This window comes from Ancylobacter sp. SL191, assembly GCF_026625645.1.
Lineage (GTDB): Bacteria > Pseudomonadota > Alphaproteobacteria > Rhizobiales > Xanthobacteraceae > Ancylobacter.
Window position 1 is genome coordinate 329,904 of the sequence record NZ_CP113056.1, and the last position, 19,598, is coordinate 349,501.

Genomic DNA, 19,598 nt, shown 5'->3' on the forward strand with positions numbered 1-19,598 from the left:
GAAATTTCAGCTTTGGGCTGCCCCGTCCCCGTGTCACCCTTTCGCTGACGCGTCTCTGACACGTCGTGTTCCCGTCATGGACGGAGGTCGCGATGGCGTGCGTGAGGTTGTGGACGGCGACGATGGGGCTCGCCTGCGGGCTCGCTTGGTGCGTTCTCGGCGCACCGGCGCGGGCGCAGGGTGCCGAGCCGGTGGATGTCGAGCTGGTGCTCGCCGTCGACATCTCCTACTCGATGGACCTCGACGAACTCGCGCTCCAGCGCGATGGCTATAGCCGGGCCGTCACCTCGCCGGAATTCCTCAACGCGCTCAAGCTCGGCCCGCATGGCCGTGTCGCCCTGGCCTATGTCGAATGGGCGGGGGCGGAGGAACAGAAGCTGGTGGTCGACTGGACAGTGGTCGGCGGGGCCGCGGATGCCGCCCGCTTTGCCGAGGCGATCCGCGCCGCGCCGCTGCGGCGGGTCTACCGGACTTCGATCTCCGGCGCCATGGAGTTCAGCGCCGATCTGCTGGACCGCAACCGATTCAAGGGGTTGCGACGGGTCATCGACATTTCCGGCGACGGCACCAACAATCAGGGACCGATGGTCGAGCCGACGCGCGACGCGGTGGTCAAGCGCGGCATCACCATTAACGGGTTACCGCTGATGCTGAAGGAGCCGGCCGGCTCCATGCTCGATATCGGCCAGCTCGACATCTATTATGAGGACTGCGTGATCGGCGGGCCTGGCGCCTTCGTCATTCCCGTGCGCGGGGCGCACCAGTTCGCCGACGCGATCAAGACCAAGCTGGTGTTGGAAGTCGCCGGCGTCGTGCCCCCGAAACCGGCGATGTTCCACCGCGCGGCGGATCAGAAGCGGGTGTCCTGCACCATTGGCGAGCGCATGTGGATGGAGCGCTGGGGCAATTGAGGTATTAAAACACCCTCAACGCCGGAATACCCCGACCAGCTCGACATGGGCGGAATAGAGAAACTGGTCGACCGGGGTGACGCTCTCCAGCCGAAACCCCTTGTCGGTCAATATCCTGGCGTCACGGGCGAAGCTCACGGGATCGCAGGAGACGCCCACCACGAGGGGCACCTTGCTCTGGGCGAGCTGCTGGGCCTGCGCTTCCGCGCCCTGGCGCGGCGGGTCGAACACCACGGCGTCGAAGTTCTTGAGTTCCAAGGGATAAAGCGGGCGGCGGAACAGGTCGCGCACCTCGCCGGTGACGGGCTTCAGACCGGAGACGCCGCGCGTCGCGCGGTTGAGCGCGTCGATGGCGGGCTCGGAATATTCATAGGCGCTCACCCGCGCCTTGCGGGCGAGGCGCAAAGCGAAGGTGCCGACGCCGCTGAACAGATCCGCGACGCGGGCCGCGCCCTTCGTCGCCTCCAGAACCAGCCCGGCCAGCGTCTCCTCGCCGGCGGCCGTGGCCTGAAGGAAGGAGCCGGGCGGCAGCGTCACGCGGGCGGAACCCATTGAAATCATGGGCGGTTCGCGCTGGAGCACCAGTTCGCCATGGCGGGTGAGACGGGCAAGGCGGTGCTCCCCGGCGATCTCGGCGAGGCGCGCGACCAGCGCCGGCTTCAAGGGGCCGCTGCCGCGCACATCCATGTCGAGGCCGGTGTCCGTCGCCGTCACCTGAATGTCGAGCGGCTTGGCGAGCGGCGCCAGGATCTGCGCCACCGCCCAGGCCGCCGGCAGCGCGCCGTCGAGGCCGGGGGCGAGGATGGGGCAGGCATCGATGGCGACGATGGCGTGGCTGCGCCGCCCGGCAAAGCCCACCGCCAGTATATCATTACCGCGCCCGGCGCTGCCGCCGGTGGAGCGGGCATGGAACACGGCGCGGCGCCGGCCCTCGCCATGGGCGGGGATCAAATCCTTGATCTCGGTCGATAATCCGGCGCGGGCCAGCGCCTCTTCCACCAGCCCGCGCTTCCAGTCATGGTATTTTGATACTTCCCAATGCTGCAGCGCGCAGCCGCCGCACTGGCCGACATGGCGGCACACCGGCGCGACCCGCTCCGGGCTCGGCTGGAGGATGGAAAGGAGCTTGCCGCGATCCCCGCTCACCTCCGCCTCGACCACCTCGCCGGGCAGCGCCAGCGGCACATAGACCGACCCGTTTTCGGTCGGCGCGACACCGTCGCCGCGCTGGCCGAGATGGTGGATGGTCAGTGCAGTGAGGTGACCAGTCGGTGCAGTGTGTGCGGGTTCGGTGGCCGGTGAGGCCAGTGTGTGTCGCGTGCCGCGCGCCATGACTCAGCCCTCCCCCTGCCGGGCCACGAGATCACTGGCCACGAGATCACTGGCCACGAGCTGACTGGCGACGAGTAGGAATTCCTCATTGCCGTCGCCGCCGAGAATCGGCGAGGCGAGCCGATGGCTCACCCGCCAGCCGAGCGCGGTCAGCCGCGCCTCGATCCGCTCGACTGCCGCCTGCCGGGCCTCCGCGTCTTTCACGATGCCGCCCTTGGAGAGCTTGTCGCGGCCGACCTCGAATTGCGGCTTCACCAGCGCGACGAGATCGGCGCCGGGCTGGGCATGGGCGAGCGCGGCCGGCAGCACGGCGTCGAGCGAGATGAAACTGACGTCGATGGTGACGATGCCCGCCGCCGGCAGATCGCCGGGGGCGAGGTCGCGAATATCGGTCGCCTCGCGCGAGATGACGCGGGGATCACCCCTTAGCCGGCTGTGGATTTGATCACGACCGACATCCACGGCGTGGACGCGGGCGGCGCCGCGCGCCAGCAGCACCTCGGTAAAGCCGCCGGTGGACGCGCCGACATCCAGCGCCTCCCGGCCGGTCACGTCGAGCCCGGCGGCGTCGAGCGCGGCGACGAGCTTGAGGCCGGCGCGGGAGACCCATTCATAGGCTTCCTGCGCCTCGATCACCGCGTCGCTGGCAATGGTCTCGGAGGGCTTGGCGAGAACCCGGCCGGCGACCCGCACGAGGCCGGCGGCGATCGCGGCCTGGGCGCGGGCGCGGCTGTCGAACAGGCCGCGCGCCACCAGCACCCGGTCGGCCCGGTCGCGGGTGGGCGCGGCGGGCGGCTCGTGCGTGGACATCCGCGCTCAACCGCGCAGCAGAGTGAGGCGGGCTTCCTCATCGGCCCCAAGCGCCGCGAAGACGCCGCGCATGATGCCATCAGCATCGAGACCGGCCTGCTTCATCTGAACCGCCGGCGAATCATGGTCGATGAACAGGTCCGGCAAGGCAAGGCTGCGCACCTTCAGCCCCCGGTCGAGCGCGCCGGCTTCCGCCAGCAGCGTGAGCACATGGCTGCCGAAGCCGCCAATCGCGCCCTCTTCCACCACCATCAGCACCTCATGCTCCCGCGCGAGACGCAGCACGAGATCGCGGTCGATCGGCTTGGCGAAGCGGGCATCCGCGACCGTGGCGGACAGGCCGAAGCCAGCGAGCTGCTCGGCGGCGTTGAGGCAGGCGGCGAGCCGGGTGCCGAGCGAAAGCAGCGCGATCTTCGAGCCCTCGCGCAGCACGCGGCCCTTGCCGATCTCCAGGGGAATGCCGCGCTCGGGACGCTCCACGCCGACGCCCTCGCCACGCGGGTAGCGGAAGGCGATGGGGCCCTCATCATAAGCGGCGGCGGTGGCGACCATATGCACCAGCTCCGCCTCGTCGGCGGCGGCCATCACCACCATGCCCGGCAGGCAGGCGAGCATTGGCACGTCAAAGGCGCCGACATGGGTGGCGCCATCCGCGCCGACCAGCCCGGCGCGGTCGATGGCGAAACGCACCGGCAGGCGCTGGATCGCCACGTCATGCACGATCTGGTCATAGGCGCGCTGCAGGAAGGTCGAGTAGATCGCGCAGAACGGCTTGTAGCCTTCGGTCGCCAGACCCGCCGCGAAGGTCACCGCGTGCTGCTCGGCGATGCCGACATCGAAGCTGCGCTCGGGGAAGGCCTGGCCGAACAGATCGAGCCCGGTGCCGGCCGGCATGGCAGCGTTGATGGCGACGATCTTCTCGTCGCGCTTGGCCTCACTGATCAGGCTCTCGGCGAAGACGCTGGTATAGGTCGGGGCGTTGGAGACCGCCTTGCGCTGCGTGCCGGTGGCGACATCGAAGCGCTGCACGCCGTGATATTTGTCGGCCGAGGCCTCGGCGGGGGCGTAGCCCTTGCCCTTCTGGGTGACGACATGGACCAGGATCGGCCCGGTCTCGCTGTCGCGCGCATTGCGCAGCACGGGGAGCAGATGGTCGAGATTGTGCCCGTCGATCGGCCCGACATAGTAGAAGCCGAGTTCCTCGAACAGCGTGCCGCCGGTCCAGAAGCCGCGCGCGAACTCCTCCGCCCGCGCCGCCTGCCGGCCGAAGAATTTCGGCAGGTTGCCGGCGAGCTGCTTGGCGGTCTCGCGCAGCGAGCGGTAGGTGCGCCCGGAGATCAGCCGGGCGAGATAGGCCGACATGGCGCCGACGGGGGGCGCGATCGACATGTCATTGTCGTTGAGGATGACGATGAGGCGCGAATCCATGGCGCCGGCATTGTTCATCGCCTCATAGGCCATGCCCGCCGACATGGCGCCGTCGCCGATGACCGCGACCACATTGCGCGGCGCCGCGCCCGCCGCCTTCGCCGCCTCGAGATCGCGCGCCACCGCCATGCCGAGGCCGGCGGAGATCGAGGTGGAGGAATGGCCGGCGCCGAACGGGTCGTACTCGCTCTCGGTGCGGTTGGTGAAGCCGGAGAGCCCGCCGCCCTGGCGCAGCGTGCGGATGCGCTCGCGCCGGCCGGTGAGAATCTTGTGCGGGTAGCACTGGTGGCCGACATCCCAGATCAGCCGGTCGTTCGGCGTGTCGAAGACGTGATGCAGCGCCACGGTCAGCTCGACCACGCCGAGGCCGGCGCCGAGATGCCCGCCGGTGACCGATACCGCGTCGATCATTTCCGCGCGCAGCTCGGCCGCGAGCTGCGGCAGCTTGTCGTCCGGCAGACGTCGCAGATCGGCCGGCAGGCGGACGGTATCGAGAAGCGGCGTGGAAGGACGGGTCAAGGACGTCTCCGGTAACGGCTCATCCTAGGCAGATGCGATGCCGTGGACGAAGTTCAAGGGCATACACAAAGCCCCAAGCAGGCGCAACGCGCGGCGCCCGGCGGCTATGCAGGTGCCGAGGGGGATCGGGCGGGGTGTGGGCGGGCTCTGGCCCGCGGCGCCGTGCGATCGTTACACGGCAAAGCCGAGCAAGAGTGTGGAGACGAAACGGCGTCCCGTCACAAATGTTGGATCGGACCGAACGGTTCGGCTAGAACCGGGACGCATGAACGACGTGGTTAACGAAGCGGCGGACGGAGCGGCGGACCGGGCGGCCTCCGGGGCGAGGGCCGCAGGCGGCCCGGCGCCGCGCGTCGGCACGCGCCGCCTCGTGCTGTTCCTGCCCGGCCATGACCCGACGCCGATGGATTATCACCATGGCCGTTTCGCCAACCAGGCGGGGCGCTTCGCCAAGCTGTGGTCGTTCAAGGTGGAGGTCGCCCCGCGCGGCGATGACGGCACCCGCCCCTTCGCCCGCTGGGACGTGACCACCGAGGGGCCGAACTGGCGCAGCCAGACCGATTACCGCATCCTGTGCTGGGACGACATCGTGCGCGCGCTCGACGACCGGCCGGACCCGGTGCGGCTGTGGCGCGGCCTGGGCGGGCTGACCGATTTTCTGTTCGGCGGCGCCGCGCGCGGCTATTTCCGCGCCAGCCCGCGCTACGGCTTCTTCTTCTTCTTTCCCTATGTGATGGTCTGGCTGTTCGCGCTGGGCGGGCTCATCACCGGCGGCCTCGCCTTCTGGCTGCTCGCCGGCGTGCTGGGCACCATGCTCGCCGCGCTGGCCGGCGTGGTGGCGGGGGTGGCGACGTTTTTCGGCCTGTTCCGCTGGCCCGGCCGCTTCTGGCGGCTGCATCAGGCGCTCGATGACTGGGATCTCGCCCGCAACTACCTGCATGACGCGACGCCGAGCGTCGATGCGCGGCTCGACGAGTTCGCCGGCGTGCTGGTGACGGCGGCGCAGACCGGCGCCTATGACGAGATCGTGCTGGTCGGCCACAGCCTCGGGGCCACCCTCATGCTCGGCGTGCTCGACCGCGCGCTCGACCGCGACCCGCATCTGGCCGACGGGCCGGCGCGGCTGTGCCTGATGACCTGCGGTGCCACCATCCCCAAGCTCGCCCTGCACGCGCGCGGCGAAAAGGTGCGCCGGCAGGCGGCCCGCGTCGCCGGCACGCCCGGCCTCATTTGGGTCGAGTATCAGGGCCGGCACGACGCGATCAATTTCTACAAATTCCACCCGGTGACGCTGCGCACCGCCGGCTTCGAGCGGATCGAGGGCAGCCAGCCCTTGCTGCGCAACGCCAACATCAAGCACATGCTCTCGCCGGAAAAGCTCAAGCGCGTGCGCAAGCGGCCGATGCGGGTGCATTACCAGTTCCTGCTGGCCAATGAGCGGCAGGCCTCCTACGACTATTTCATGGTCGCGCTCGGCCCGCTGGCCTTTGCCGACCTCACCGCGCGCGCCGAAGGACCGCTGGGCCGCTTCGCCCAAGACGGTAGCCTGATCGATGGCGCGCTGATTGCCTGAATGACGGGAACTCCATGAACCTCATCCTCGCCGCCAAGATCGTCTGGGCCATCGGTGTGATCGGCTGGTACGTCATCCGCCTGCCTTTCGAGCGCAAGGTGAAGCGCGAGCGCGTGGTCGATGCGCGCGACCGGCTGCGCGAGCTGATCCTGCTCTCCTGCTCGACGCTGGGGCTGGGCATCGTCCCGCTGTTCTGGGCGACCTCGCGGGTGTTCGACGGCGCCAACTACCCCTATTCGCCGGTGCAGTTCGCGCTCGGCACGCTTGCCTTCATCGCCGCGCTCTGGCTGTTCCGCCGCACCCACAAGGATCTCGGCAAGAACTGGTCGGTAACGCTGGAGATCAAGGACAGCCACAAGCTGATCACCGGCGGGGTCTACCGCTATGTGCGGCATCCGATGTATTCCGCCTTCTTCCTGTGGGCGATCGCCCAGCTCATCCTGATCCCGAACTTCATCGCCGGCCCGGCCGGGGTGATCGGTTTCGGCATCCTCTACCTCTTCCGTGTCGGCCGCGAAGAGAAGATGATGCTCGACACCTTCGGCGAGGAATACCGCGCCTATAGCGCGCGTACCGCCCGCCTGCTGCCGGGTGTCTACTGAACGGGAGATAACGGTGCTGGAACTGCGTCCGAACTGCGAGTGCTGCGACCGCGACCTGCCGGCGGAGACCCGCGAGGCGATGATCTGCACCTTCGAGTGTACGTTCTGCGCGGCGTGCGCGGGCGATGTGCTCGGCGGCACCTGCCCCAATTGCGGCGGCGAGCTGGTGCGTCGCCCGGTGCGCCCGCCGGGCCCGCTGGCGCGCAACCCGGCCTCCACCGTGCGGGTGTTCAACCCGGATTGCCGGGCGGCGAAGGCCAGCTAGACCGGCGCCCCGGAAAGCCGCGTGCGGGAAAAACCGCTCGCCGCGATGCCGGAACACAGCCCGTCCCACTGGCAGGCGGCGCAGGCGGCGCGGATCGTCCCGGCGGCGAAGTTTTCGCGCAGGCGGGCGATTGTCGGGCCATCGAGCGGGATCGTGTCGCCGGGCGCAAGCGACTGCCCGAGCGCGGCGGCGACCGCCTCGCGGGCGAGCGCATCGCGCGTGGTGATGCGCGGTTCACGGCAATGATGGCCGCTGTCGAGCATCGGCGCGCAGATGTCGTCCGGCCCCTCGACCAGCACCGCGCCCTCCCCCGCATTCAGCCGGGCGACGATGGCGCTGTACTGGGCGACGAAAGCGGGGGTGTAGCCCCGCCCGACATAGGTGAGCAGGCACAGCAGATGATGGGCGCGCAGCCTTATCATGCGTGGCTCAGGGGGCCGGCAGGGCTCACTCGCCGTCGAGCGGCACGGTGCCGGTGGCGCGGCCGTCGGAGCCCTGCGTGATCTTTTCGACCCGCGCCTCGGCGTCCTTCAAGAGCGCGTCGCAGCGGGCCTTCAGCGCCTCGCCGCGCGCATAGAGGGCGATGGATTCCTCCAGCGGAACGTCGCCCTTCTCCAGCTTGCCGACGATGGATTCGAGCTCGGCCAGCGCCCGCTCGAAGCTCAGCCCGCTGACATCGGCGAGGTCCGGGGTGGTCGCTGCGCTCATCCGAGCCTCCTGATCCTTGTGAGTCGGCCCCTTATACAGGCTCGCGCCCGCCAACTCACCCCCGGCGGCGGCGCCCGATAACGCGCGTCAGCCGCGCATGAGCGCGATTGCGGGGCTTCAGCCCCGCATGAGCGCCATGACGTGCGCCGAGGCCGAGCGGGCGAGGCCTTCGAGGTCGTAGCCGCCCTCCAGCACCGAGACCAGCTTGCCGCCGCACTGCTTGTCGGCAACGTCCATCAGCTTCTTGGTGACCCAGCTGAAATCGTCTTCCAGCAGGTTGATGTTGGCCAGCGGGTCGCGCGTATGGGCGTCGAAGCCGGCGGAGAGGATGATGAGTTCCGGCCCGAAGGCGGTGAGGCGCGGCAGGATGCGGCTCTCGAACGCCTCGCGGAACGCCTCGCCGCCATCGCCCGAGCGCAGCGGCGCGTTGACGATGTTGTCCGTGGTGCCGCGCTCGCCGACCGAGCCGGTGCCGGGAAACAGCGGCATCTGGTGGGTCGAGGCGTACATCACGCTCGGATCGGAGAAGAAGATCTCCTGCGTGCCATTGCCGTGATGCACGTCGAAATCGACGATGGCGACGCGCCCGATGCCGTGCACCTTCTGCGCGTGGCGGGCGGCGATGGCGACATTGTTGAACAGGCAGAAGCCCATGGGCGTGCGCGTCTCGGCATGGTGGCCGGGCGGGCGCATGGAGACGAAGGCGTTCGACACCTTGCCGGACAGCACCTCGTCGACCGCCAGCACCGCGCCGCCGACACCGCGCGAGATCGCCTCGAAGGTGCCGGGCGACATCACCGTGTCGCCGTCGATGCGCACCAGCCCCTCGGTCGGCACGGCGGCTTCCAGCGCCTCGACGAAATCCTCCGGGTGGACGCGGATGATGTCCTCGCGCGCGCCGAGCGGCGCCTGCTCGCGGGCGAGCGTGGCGAAGGCCTCGGCCTCGAAGACGCGGTTCAGCACCCGCACGCGGTCCGGCCGCTCGGGATGGCCGGCGGGGGTGAGGTGGTCGAGGCAGGCATCATGCGCGATCAGCAGCGTGGTCATGGCATTCCTTGGGGCGCGTTGCCGTTTGGCGTCGGCTTCTTGTCGGTGACGGTCCGGCCGGGAATGAGCTCATTCCAGTTCCAATGATGGTGGACGATATGCCACGTCGGCAGCCGCGACCAGCGGGGCAAGGGGGGACCGGCGGATTTTTCCCGTCCTCGCCGCGCCTTGCCTCGCCGCGCCGTGCCTCGCCACCTTGCCCGGCACCGCGCCGTTGACCGCGACCCGGCGCGGGCCTATCGAGCCCGCCAGACCGGAGAGACCATGACCACGCCCCCGCGCAAGACCCGCCATTTGCCCGCCGATGCCGCCGGCATCGCCGAGGCCGCGCGCGTGCTCATCACCGGCGGGCTGGTCGCGCTACCGACCGAGACGGTCTATGGCCTCGCCTGCGATGCCACCGACCCGCGCGCCGTGGCCAGCCTCTACGCCGCCAAGGGCCGCCCCTCCTTCAACCCACTGATCGCCCATGTGCCGGATGTGGCCCATGCCCGCCGCGTCGGCCATCTCACCCAAGCCGCCGAGGCGCTCGCCGCGCGCTTCTGGCCGGGGCCGCTGACGCTGGTGGTGCCGGCGATCCCCGAGGCGACGAGCGAACTGGCGCGCGCCGGGCTCACCAGCGTCGCCATCCGCGTGCCCGCCCATCCCGTGGCGCAGGCGGTGCTGCGGGCGGCCGGGCGCCCCATCGCCGCGCCGAGCGCCAACCGCTCCGGCCATGTCTCGCCGACTTCGGCCGACCATGTGATGGCCGATCTCGACGGGCGGATCGACCTCGTGCTCGATGCCGGCCCGAGCCGGGTCGGCGTCGAATCCACCATTCTCGATTGCACCGGCGACGTGCCAGTGATGCTGCGGCCGGGCGGCCTCGCGCGGGAGGCCATCGAGGACGCGCTCGGTGCCCCGCTCGCCGCCCGCGCGCCGGTGGCGGAGGACGAGGACGCCCCGCTCGCGCCCGGCATGCTCGCCTCGCATTACGCGCCGAATGCGCGGGTGCGGCTCGACGCCCATGATGTGCGCCCCGGCGAGGCGCTACTGACCTTCGCCGGCGCTCGCCCGCCGGGCAGCGAGGGCGCGCTGGCGCTGGCCGATCTCAGCCCCTCGGGCGACCTCACCGAGGCTGCCGCCTCCCTCTTCGCCCTGCTGCGGGCGCTCGATGCCAGCGGCGCGACGGGCATCGCGGTCGTTCCCCTGCCCGGCCACGGGCTGGGCGAGGCCATCGCCGACCGCCTTCGCCGCGCCGCCGCCCCGCGCTGAGGCCGGCGTCGAGCCCAACGCAGAGCGGCTGTCTCTCCGGAATTAACCGTCGAGCAAGGTTAATACGCGACAACCATAAGCATGCGGCCGCGCCGGCTTGCCTGTGGCGAGGCGGTCACGCGTCGGGGGTTTGCGTAGGCGTTGCTCATGTCGGGTTCCACCAGTCGTCGCCGGTTTCTCCGCGGTCCGCTCCGGTCCGGGCTGCGCTGCGCCCTGCTGGCGGGGCTGATGGTGGCGGGCGGCAGCAGCGCCATCGGGCTGCAGGACATTGCCGGCCGCCTCGCCCACCAGCCGGGCGTTGCCGAGCGCGCGCGCCTCTCCATTCTCGCCGGGCCGGTGCACACGCTGAAGGCCGCCGCCTTCGCCTGGCCCGCCCGCTCATCGCTCATCACCGGTTCCGCCATCGCCGAGCCGCCGCCCGAGGCGCCGCTGGCGCTGGTGGTCGAGCGCGGCCACAAGGGCGACCGCCTGCCGGTCGAGATCACCGACCCCGCCGACCCCTTCGCCAGCGCCGGCCAGTCCACCGGGCCGGGCCTTGTCGGCAGCGGCACGGGCACCGGGACCGGGACCGAGCTGCTGGCGACCGCCGGCAGCGGCATCGGCACCGGCACCGGCCTGCCCGTCACCACCCTCGCCGGGCTCGGCACCGACCCGGCCGAGACGGAAGAGGCGAGCGCCCCGCGCGATCTCGCCGCGCTCGACCATGCCGGCGTCGATTCGCTCTCCGCCGGCGACCCGACCGGCGACCCGAGCCAGCTGGAGCGCGCGCTGGCCGCCGACGCCCCCCGCACGAGCTTGGACGAGGGGATGGGTGGCAGCCTCGGCGACCTCACCGCCGGCGAGCTGGGCGGTGAGCTCGGCCGCGACCTGTCCGGCGGGCTCGATCTCGACGACGAGGTCGCCGCCGACGCCGCCCTGCCGCTCTACCGGCAGGCCTCCTATGTGTTCGGCTACGACACCGCCGCGCTGCCGCCGCAGCCCTTCCTGCATCAGGACGGCCTCGCTTTGCCGCTCAGCCCGCCGGCGCCGCCCGTCCCGCCCGGCGGCACCACGACGGCGGCCAAGAGCGAGGGCGCCGACGGCTCGCGTCTCGCAAGCGGCCCGAGTCCGGCCGAGCGGCTCGGCCTCACCGGCAAGCGCCGCGAGCGCTCGGAGAAGTGCCTGGCGGAAGCGGTGTATTTCGAGAGCCGGGGCGAGCCGCGCCGGGGTCAGGTGGCGGTGGCCCAGGTGGTCATCAACCGGGTGTTCTCCGGCTATTACCCCGCCGACATCTGCCGCGCGGTCTACCAAAACGCCAACCGCAAGCTCGCCTGCCAGTTCACCTTCGCCTGCGACAACATCAAGGACGTGGTGACCGAGCCGCGCCTGTGGAAGCAGGCGCAGGAAATCGCCGCCGAGATGCTGGACGGGCTGGTGTGGGACGACAAGGTCGGCCGCGCCACGCATTACCACGCCCAGTCGGTGCGCCCGAACTGGCTCAGCGAGATGCGCAAGCTCGACCGCATCGGCGAGCACACCTTCTACCGCCCCCGCCGCTGGACCAGCTGAGCGGGCGCGAGGGGGCGGGCGACGACAGCCCCGCACCAGCCCCGCGGATGACCCTAGGAGCCGCGGCGGCGTGACCGGGCGATGAGCCATCGGCACGCCGCGCGCGTCACCAACGCCGTCGACCCCGTGGGGCGCGGCTCTCCTGGGATCTCCGCCATGTGCCAAGACTGCCAAGACCTCAGCGCGGGGCTCTCGCGCCGCCATCTGCTCCGCCACGCGGCCACCAGCGCCGCGCTCGGCTCGGCGGCCCTGGCCAGCGGCGTGCTTTTCGGCTCCAGCGCCGCCACGGCCACAACCGCCGCCAGCACCCCCGGCCCAAGCCATGCCGAGGTGGTCGCGGATCTGGCCGCCGGCAATGCCCGCCATGCCAAGGGCATCCAGACCTGCACCGACTTCATCGCCAACCGGGCTGCGCTCTCCAAGGGCCAGCGCCCGATCGCCATCGTCGTGGCCTGTTCCGATTCGCGCGTCGCGCCGGAATATGTCTTCGACCAGGCGCCGGGCCGGGTGTTCGTCGTCCGCGTCGCCGGCAATTTCGTCGACGAGGACGGCCTTGCCAGCATGGAGTACGCCGTCGGCCATCTCGGCGTGCCGGTGATCATGGTGCTCGGCCATTCGAGCTGCGGCGCGCTGACCGCCGCCGTCGAGGTGGAAAAGTCTCAGGCCAAGCTGCCGGGCCATTTGCCGGCGCTGGTGGCGAATCTGGCCGCGCCGGTGCGCGCGGCACTCGCCAGCAAGCCGGCGGACCCGGTGGCCGCCGCCATCCGCGAGAATGTCGCCTATACGATGAAAAAGCTCGGCACCGAGCATTCCGAGGTCGCCACCGCCATTGCCGAGGGCAAGGTGAAGGTGGTCGGCGGCGTCTATGATCTCGCCACCGGCCTCGTCGCACCGGTCGGCTGACGGGGCGGCCGCTGCACTGAAGCGGGCGGCGTACCTATCGGGCGCCCCCGTCCCAAACGAAAATGCCCGGCACGAGGCCGGGCATTGATCGTGTGGTGGTGAGGACGCGGAGCCCGGCTCAGTTGAGCTTGGACTTGACCTCGCCCAGCGCCTCGGCGGTCACGCGCTCGGCGGCGTCGCCGACGAGCTGGGCGGTGAGCAGCGTTTCCGCCGCCTTCACCGCCGCCTCGGCGGCCGCGGCCTTCACATCGGCCAGCGCCTGCGCCTCGGCCTGGGCGATCTTCTGCTCGGCCATCTTGGTGCGGCGGGTGATGAGATCGTCGAGCTTCTGCTTCGCCTCGGTGGCGAGACGCTCGGCCTCGGCGCGCGCCGTGGTGACGATGGCTTCCGCCTCCGCCTCGGCCTCGCGCTGGCGGCGCTTATACTCGGCGACGAGCTTCTGCGCCTCTTCCTTCAGCCGGCGGGCTTCCTCGAGCTCCTGGCGGATGCGATCGCCACGGGCGTCGAGCTTCGCGGCCATGCCGGAGAAGGCGCCGGCGCGGATCACGAGCCCCATGAAGATCACGAAGGCGACGGCGACCCAGAGTTCCGCTGTACCCATTTCCGCGACCTCAGCTCTTAGTGGCCTGATCGACCGCCGCCTCAACCGCCTGCGGGGCGGGGACGGTGCCGATCAGCTGGTGGACGATGGCGCCGGCCGCGTCGACGGCGATGCCGCGGACATTGGCCATGGCCGACGTCTTGGTGGCCGCGATCTGTGCCTCGGCCGCCGCCAGCTTGGCGGCAAGCTCGGCCTCGAGCGCCTTGCGGCGCGTCTCGGCTTCACCCGCCAGCGAATCGCGGGTTTCGGTGGCGATGCCCTGCGCCTTGTTGCGGGCGCTGGCGAGCGCCTGCTCATAGGCGGTGGCCGCCGCCTCGCTCTCGCCCTTCAGCTTGCCGGCCTCCTCAAGGTCGTCAGCGATGCGATCGTGACGCTCTTCGAGAATGGTGGCGATGCGCGGCAGGGCGATGCGGCTCATCAGCAGGTAGAGCGCGCCGAAGGCGATCGCCAGCCAGATGATCTGCGAGGGGAAGGTGTGGGCGTCGAAGGGCGGGAAGCCCGCGCCGTGCGCCTCGCCCGGCGGGACCTGGATTTCGACGCCGTGGCCGGACGCCGCGCCATGCGCCGCGGGCGTTTCCGCCTGGGCGATGACGAAGGTGCCGGCCGGACCCTGGGTCTCGGACATGGTTCAGGCTTCCTCGATCAAAACGGACGGGGCGCGCCGGGTGGGCGCGCCCGCAACCAACCGCAGGATGCGTCAGACCACGAAGAGCAGGACGAGGGCGACGACGAGCGCGAAGATGCCGAGACCTTCCGCGAGCGCCGCGCCGATGAAGGCGCGGGCGAACTGGCCATCGGCCGCCGACGGGTTGCGCAGGGCGCCCGACAGGAAGTTGCCGAAGATGTTACCGACGCCGATGGCGGCGAGGCCCATGCCGAGACAGGCGAGACCGGCACCGAGGAACTTGGCGGCGATCGGATCCATGGTCTTCTCCTATTGAATTCGCAAGATTGAGTTGAAGGCTGGATGAGTGTCCCGCGACGCGCCGGTCAGTGACCGGGATGGAGCGCGTCGTTGAGATAGATGCAGGTCAGCACCGCGAAGACGTAGGCCTGCAGGAAAGCGACAAGGAACTCGAGCGCGGTCAGCGCCACCACCATGGCGAGCGGCAGGGTCGCGCCGAGGATGCCGGCGACGCCCGTGGCGCTCATCATCACGATGAAGCCGGCGAACACCTTCATGGCGATGTGGCCCGCCAGCATGTTGGCGAACAGACGCAGCGACAGGCTGATCGGGCGCGAGAGGAAGGAGATGACCTCGATCACGACCATGAAGGGCAGCAGGAAGGCCGGCACGCCCGACGGCACGAAGAGGTGGAGGAAGTGGGTACCGTGCCGCACGAAGCCGTAGACGATGACCGTCAGGATGACGATCAGCGCCAGCATGGCGGTGACGACGAGATGGCTGGTGACCGTGAACGTGTACGGGATCATGCCAACGAAGTTGGCGACCAGCACGAACATGAAGAGCGAGAAGACCAGCGGGAAGAACTTCATGCCCTCATTGCCGGCCGTGGACCGGACCATCGAGGCCACGAATTCATAGGAGACTTCCGCCAGCGACTGCAGCCGGCTCGGCACCAAAGTGCGCCCGCGCGTCGCGAAGGTGAGGAAGAAGAACACCAGCGCCACGATGCCGAACATGAAGGCCGCGGAGTTGGTGAAGGCGAGCTGCACGCCGCCCGGCGCCCCCAGATCCACGATCTTGATGATCTGGAACTGATGGATCGGATCAATCACGCTGCCACTGGCCATGCCGGTCGCTGCCCTCAACACGCGGCGCCTCAGAAGCGCCCGTCCCCGCCTAAAGGCACCGTCCGCAAGGCCGGCACCGTCGAAATATGCTGCCGATCCGCCGGATGGCCGATCGCCCGAAACCCGTCAACCGCCGTGCGGCGGCTTTTTGCGGCCCGTCTCGCCGGCGGCGCGCATCATGTTGAAAATGCCGGCCCCGAAGCCGAACAGCAGCAACACGATCATGCCCCACGGCGCGGTGCCGAAGAGATAGTCGACGCCCCAGCCGAGGCCGGCACCGACCAGTACACCGGCCACGAACTCAGCCCCCAGGCGGAAGGCCAATGTCATGCCCGCCGTCGCCGACGTCCGATTAGGCGTCGCCGCCTTCTCCTCAGCCCGGCGTTCGGCGCGCACCTTGTCGATGGCGCTGCCAAGTCCGCTCAGCCTGCCGGAGAGCTCGGCATCGGAGAGGTCCGGCTCCCCCGAGCTCTTCTGGCCGTCCGTTTTGCGTCGGTCGTCCATCGATCTGTGCTCGGGCTTTGCCGGAGAAGGATTTCCCATCCCCGAAACCGGGCGCACCATAGTGTTCGGCCCTAGGGGTGTCAAGGATGTGAAGTCATCTTTTAAGTGACTGTAAACACAACGAAAATCGGAAAGGTGGACGCTCTGTCGCAGGCAATCCCATGCCGCGGCGCACCAAGGGAAGCCGTCTTGTGGTGTTTGGCATACCAGAGCGCGGAACCCAATACGGCAATCGCCGCAGCGCCGGCACTGTCCACGGCGACGTGGCGTGCCCCGTGGCGCCCCATCAGCTCGCCTCGCGGAAGCTCTCGGCGGTGGCGAGATCGACCGAGACCAGCTTGGAAATGCCACGCTCGGCCATGGTGACGCCGAACAGCCGGTTCATGCGGCTCATGGTGATCGGGTTGTGGGTGATGGTGAGGAAACGCGTCTCGGTGAGGCGCTGCATCTCGTCCAGCAAGTTGCAGAATCGCTCGACATTGGCGTCGTCGAGCGGCGCATCCACCTCATCCAGCACGCAGATCGGCGCCGGATTGGTAAGGAACACCGCAAAGATCAGCGCCATGGCGGTCAGCGCCTGCTCGCCGCCGGAGAGCAGCGAGAGCGATTGCGGCTTCTTGCCCGGCGGCTTGGCGATGATGTCGAGGCCGGCTTCCAGCGGATCGTCCGAATCGGTGAGAATCAGCTGCGCCTCGCCGCCGCCGAACAGCGTGCCGAAAAGCTGGCGGAAATGGCCGTCGACCACGATGAAGCTGGCCTGAAGCCGCTCGCGGGCCTCGCGGTTGAGGCTGTAAATGCCCTGGCGCAGGCGCTTGATCGCCTCGGTCAGATCCTCGCGCTCGGCCGACAGGCCCTGCTGGCGGGTCTCGACCTCGGAGAGTTCTTCCTCGGCGCGCAGATTGACCGCGCCGAGCCGCTCGCGCTCTCGCTTCAGCCGGTCGAGATCGGCCTCGACGCCCGTCGCCTCCGGCAGCGGCGAATCACCGTCGAGCCCGGCAATGGAGCGGGCGCTGTCGGGCGGGCCGTCCAGCATGTCGGCGATCTCGCGCACCAGATCCTCGCGGCGCTGGCGGCTCGCCTCGATGCGCGCCTCGGCGCGGGCGCTGGCCTCGCGGGCGCTCGCGAGCGCATCAAGCGCGGCACGGGCGTTCCGGTCGCTGTCCGCCTGCGCGCTCTCGGCGGCGGCGAGACGGTCGCCGCAGTCGCGCCGGGCGATCTCGGCCTTGGCGATCTCGTCGAGCAGCGCGCGGCGGCGGGCGGCAAAGCGCGCGGGAGCCTCCTCCAGATCCTCACGCTCGACGGCGACTTCCTCGATGCGCGCTTCCAGCGCCGCGACCCGCTCGCCGGTGCCCTCGGCGCGGGCGCGCCAGCCGCGCTGCTCCTCGGCAATGGCGGCAAGGCGCCGGGCGCGCTGCTCGCGCTCGCGGGCGAGGCCATCGGCGCGGGCGCGCAGCTCGGCCAGCACGGCGCGGTCCTGCGCGACGCGGGCACGGGCCTCGGCCAGCGTCGCCTCGCTCTCGACCGGCGGGGCGACCTCGGCCAGCTGCGCCTCGATCTCCTCGCCGGCGATCAGCGCCGCCTCGCGCTCGGCCTCGGCACGCTCAAGATTGGCGGCGAGCGCGGAGAGCCTGGCGGCCTGCTCGGCGGCCTGACGCTCGGCGCGGGCGAGTTCCTCGCGCGTCGTCTCCATGGAGCGGAGCGACTGGCGGCGGGCCTCGCGGGCGGCGTTCTCGCGCGAGCCGGCGGCGCGCAGGGCGGATTCCACCGCCTCCAGCGCCTTGCGGCGGCTCGCCACCTCGGCGCGGGCACCGATCAGTTCGGCTTCGATGTCGGCGAGGCGGTTGCGCTCGGCGAGGCGCCGGGCGGCGGCGGTGGGCGCGTCGGCGGCGGCGGTCAGCCCGTCCCAGCGCCACAGGTCGCCCTCGCGCGAGACGAGGCGCTGGCCGGGCATGAGCTTGGGGGCAAGCGCCGCGCCATCGGCCCGGTCAACCACGCCGATCTGCGCGAGGCGGCGGGCGAGCACGGCGGGCGCCTCGACATGGGCGGCGAGCGGGGACACGCCCGCGGGCAGCGGCGCATCGCCATCCGATGGCACCAGCGCCCAATGGACGGGCGAGGACGGGTCGGCCGGGGCATCGAGATCATCGCCGAGCGCCGCACCCAGCGCCGCCTCATAGCCGCGCGCGGCGCGGATCGAATCGAGCACCGGCGCCCAGCGGCGGGGCGTGCCCACATCGAGGAGCTTGGCCAGCGTGCGGGCCTCGGTGTCGAGGCGTTGGGCGGCGCGCTCGGCCTCGGCCAGCGGACGGCGGGCATGGTCGAGCGCGGCGCGGGCCTCGGCATGGGCGGCTTCCGCCTCCTGCGCGGCGATTTCCGCCTCGGTGAAGGCTTCCTGCGCCATCTCCGCGCGGTCGCGCAGCTCGTCGAGCCGCTCCGTGCCGGCGAGCCCTTCCAATTGCCGGTGCTGCTCGGTGAGCGTGGCGACATCGCGGGTAAGCCGGGCGAGGCGGTCGCCGGCCTCGCGCCGCGCCCGCTCCAGCGCGCCGCGCCGTGCGGCCTGCTCGGCATGGGCGGCGGTCGCCTCGGCGAAGGCGCGCTCGGAGGCGGCGAGCGCCGCGGCGGCCTCCTCGCGGGCATACACCGCTTCCTCATCCTCGATGGCGACGGCTTCCTGCGCCGCCGCCAGCTCCTCCGCCTCGTCGGTGAGGCGGGCGAGCACGCCCTCGGCGTCGGCGGCGAGCGCGCGCTCGCGCTCCATGTCGCCGGCGAGCTGGGCGAGGCGGCGGTCGAGTTCCTCGCGGCGGATGCCGGCGCGGGCTTCCTCGCGCTCCAGCTCGCCGCGCGCCAGAGTGAGGCGCTGGAGCGTCGCGGCGGCTACCGCATCGGCCTCGCGAAGCGGGGGGAGTTCATGAGCGGCGACAGCGGCGGCGCGGGCGGCCTCGCCCTGCGCGCGGGTGGCTTCCGCCACATCGCGCACCGCGAGATCATGGGTGCGGGCGGCCTCGTCCAGCGCGCCGACGGCCTCCAGCCAGCGCAGCCAAAGCAGCGTCGCCTCGGCCTTGCGGATATCGCCGGAGACCACGCGGTAGCGGCTCGCCTGGCGCGACTGGCGGCGCAGCGCGTCGAGCTGGCCGGTGATCTGGCCGATCACATCGTCGAGCCGGGTGAGGTTGGTCTCGGCGGCGCGCAGGCGCATTTCCGCCTCGTGCCGGCGGGCATGCAGGCCGGCGACGCCCGCCGCTTCTTCCAAGAGGCGCCGGCGGGCGGCGGGCTTGGCGCCGACGATCTCGCCGATCTGTCCCTGCCGCACCATGGAGGGCGAGCGCGAGCCGGAGGAGGCGTCGGCGAACAGGATCTGCACGTCGCGCGCGCGCACTTCGCGGCCATTGATGCGGTAGGCCGAGCCGGATTCGCGCTCGATGCGGCGGGAGATTTCCAGTAGATCCGCATCGTTGAACACGGCGGGGGCGGAGCGGTCGCCATTATCGACGGTGAGCACCACCTCGGCGGAGTTGCGCGCGGGCCTCGTGGTGGAGCCGCCGAAGATGACGTCGTCCATCCCTTCGGCGCGCATCGCCTTGTAGGAGCTTTCGCCCATCACCCAGCGCAGCGCCTCGACGAGGTTCGACTTGCCACAGCCATTCGGGCCCACCACGCCCGTCAGGCCGGGCTCGATGAGCATCTCGGTCGGCTCCACGAAGGTCTTGAAGCCGGTGACGCGCAGCCGGGTGAATTTCATGCCCCCAGCGTGCCGCGCGGCACCCACAAGTTCAAGTGTTTCGGCAGGCGCGATCCACGAGATGTTGGGATTTTGCCGCCCGATTCGTCATCGCCGAGC

General features: G+C 70.6%; 19 protein-coding genes. 7 read left to right on the forward strand and 12 right to left on the reverse strand.

Features of this window, described 5'->3' with window-relative positions; genetic code table 11:
* Positions 1-92: 92 nt before the first annotated feature.
* Positions 93-911 (forward strand): DUF1194 domain-containing protein, encoded by an 819-nt coding sequence (locus OU996_RS01480; protein WP_267583914.1) that lies wholly within the window; start codon positions 93-95, stop codon positions 909-911.
* 15 nt (positions 912-926) lie between these two features.
* Here OU996_RS01480 and OU996_RS01485 read toward each other — a convergent pair whose 3' ends face one another.
* From OU996_RS01485 to dxs, 3 genes are read right to left on the reverse strand one after another with little or no spacing between them, the layout of a single operon-like run.
* Positions 927-2,243: a class I SAM-dependent RNA methyltransferase gene (locus OU996_RS01485; protein WP_267583915.1), complete on the reverse strand. Its 1,317-nt coding sequence runs from the start codon at positions 2,241-2,243 to the stop codon at positions 927-929.
* Between the two features lie 3 nt (positions 2,244-2,246).
* Positions 2,247-3,053: a TlyA family RNA methyltransferase gene (locus tag OU996_RS01490; RefSeq protein ID WP_267583916.1), complete on the reverse strand. Its 807-nt coding sequence runs from the start codon at positions 3,051-3,053 to the stop codon at positions 2,247-2,249.
* A 6-nt stretch (positions 3,054-3,059) separates the two neighbouring features.
* The gene (gene dxs, locus OU996_RS01495; RefSeq protein WP_267583917.1) at positions 3,060-5,000 is read right to left on the reverse strand and encodes a 1-deoxy-D-xylulose-5-phosphate synthase; all 1,941 of its coding nucleotides are present in this window, start codon (positions 4,998-5,000) and stop codon (positions 3,060-3,062) included.
* 265 nt (positions 5,001-5,265) lie between these two features.
* On the opposite strand from dxs, the gene OU996_RS01500 reads away from it, so the two are divergent.
* The 3 genes from OU996_RS01500 to OU996_RS01510 are packed head-to-tail and all read left to right on the forward strand — an operon-like array spanning position 5,266 to position 7,440.
* Positions 5,266-6,573 (forward strand): hypothetical protein, encoded by a 1,308-nt coding sequence (locus OU996_RS01500; protein ID WP_267583918.1) that lies wholly within the window; start codon positions 5,266-5,268, stop codon positions 6,571-6,573.
* 14 nt (positions 6,574-6,587) lie between these two features.
* Positions 6,588-7,175 carry a protein-S-isoprenylcysteine O-methyltransferase gene (locus tag OU996_RS01505; RefSeq protein WP_267583919.1) on the forward strand — a complete coding sequence of 196 codons (588 nt, stop codon included), beginning with the start codon at positions 6,588-6,590 and terminating at the stop codon, positions 7,173-7,175.
* A 13-nt stretch (positions 7,176-7,188) separates the two neighbouring features.
* Positions 7,189-7,440 carry a DUF1272 domain-containing protein gene (locus tag OU996_RS01510; RefSeq protein ID WP_267583920.1) on the forward strand — a complete coding sequence of 84 codons (252 nt, stop codon included), beginning with the start codon at positions 7,189-7,191 and terminating at the stop codon, positions 7,438-7,440.
* Here the strand turns inward: OU996_RS01510 and OU996_RS01515 are convergent.
* From OU996_RS01515 to OU996_RS01525, 3 genes are all read right to left on the reverse strand, one after another.
* The gene (locus tag OU996_RS01515; RefSeq protein WP_267583921.1) at positions 7,437-7,862 is read right to left on the reverse strand and encodes a DUF1284 domain-containing protein; all 426 of its coding nucleotides are present in this window, start codon (positions 7,860-7,862) and stop codon (positions 7,437-7,439) included. The two genes, OU996_RS01510 and OU996_RS01515, sit on opposite strands and share 4 nt — an antisense overlap.
* Before the next feature lie 25 nt (positions 7,863-7,887).
* On the reverse strand, positions 7,888-8,148 hold the full coding sequence (locus OU996_RS01520; protein ID WP_267583922.1) for an exodeoxyribonuclease VII small subunit: 261 nt from the start codon (positions 8,146-8,148) through the stop codon (positions 7,888-7,890).
* Between the two features lie 117 nt (positions 8,149-8,265).
* Positions 8,266-9,195 carry a histone deacetylase family protein gene (locus OU996_RS01525; RefSeq protein ID WP_267583923.1) on the reverse strand — a complete coding sequence of 310 codons (930 nt, stop codon included), beginning with the start codon at positions 9,193-9,195 and terminating at the stop codon, positions 8,266-8,268.
* A gap of 264 nt (positions 9,196-9,459) precedes the next feature.
* Here OU996_RS01525 and OU996_RS01530 point away from each other — a divergent pair, with 264 nt between their 5' ends.
* The 3 genes from OU996_RS01530 to OU996_RS01540 all read left to right on the forward strand — a co-directional run bounded on the left by OU996_RS01530 (position 9,460) and on the right by OU996_RS01540 (position 12,900).
* Complete coding sequence (locus tag OU996_RS01530; protein WP_267583924.1) at positions 9,460-10,449, forward strand: L-threonylcarbamoyladenylate synthase; 990 nt, start codon at positions 9,460-9,462, stop codon at positions 10,447-10,449.
* 147 nt (positions 10,450-10,596) lie between these two features.
* A complete protein-coding gene (locus OU996_RS01535) occupies positions 10,597-11,997 on the forward strand; it encodes a cell wall hydrolase (protein ID WP_267583925.1) in 1,401 nt (466 codons plus the stop codon).
* 156 nt (positions 11,998-12,153) lie between these two features.
* Positions 12,154-12,900 (forward strand): carbonic anhydrase, encoded by a 747-nt coding sequence (locus tag OU996_RS01540; protein WP_267583926.1) that lies wholly within the window; start codon positions 12,154-12,156, stop codon positions 12,898-12,900.
* A 118-nt stretch (positions 12,901-13,018) separates the two neighbouring features.
* Here OU996_RS01540 and OU996_RS01545 read toward each other — a convergent pair whose 3' ends face one another.
* From OU996_RS01545 to OU996_RS01570, 6 genes are all read right to left on the reverse strand, one after another.
* Positions 13,019-13,501, reverse strand: coding sequence for an ATP F0F1 synthase subunit B (locus OU996_RS01545; protein ID WP_267583927.1), 483 nt, complete (start codon positions 13,499-13,501; stop codon positions 13,019-13,021).
* Between the two features lie 10 nt (positions 13,502-13,511).
* Entirely contained in the window at positions 13,512-14,126 is a 615-nt protein-coding gene (locus OU996_RS01550) for a F0F1 ATP synthase subunit B (RefSeq protein ID WP_267583928.1), read from the reverse strand.
* A 72-nt stretch (positions 14,127-14,198) separates the two neighbouring features.
* Entirely contained in the window at positions 14,199-14,426 is a 228-nt protein-coding gene (locus OU996_RS01555; protein ID WP_013169186.1) for a F0F1 ATP synthase subunit C, read from the reverse strand.
* Positions 14,427-14,491: 65 nt separating this feature from the next.
* Positions 14,492-15,241, reverse strand: a complete 750-nt coding sequence (locus OU996_RS01560) for a F0F1 ATP synthase subunit A (protein WP_267585549.1) — start codon at positions 15,239-15,241, stop codon at positions 14,492-14,494.
* A gap of 141 nt (positions 15,242-15,382) precedes the next feature.
* On the reverse strand, positions 15,383-15,760 hold the full coding sequence (locus OU996_RS01565; protein ID WP_267583929.1) for an AtpZ/AtpI family protein: 378 nt from the start codon (positions 15,758-15,760) through the stop codon (positions 15,383-15,385).
* Positions 15,761-16,046: 286 nt separating this feature from the next.
* Complete coding sequence (locus OU996_RS01570) at positions 16,047-19,499, reverse strand: chromosome segregation SMC family protein (RefSeq protein WP_267583930.1); 3,453 nt, start codon at positions 19,497-19,499, stop codon at positions 16,047-16,049.
* Between the last annotated feature and the right edge of the window lie 99 nt (positions 19,500-19,598).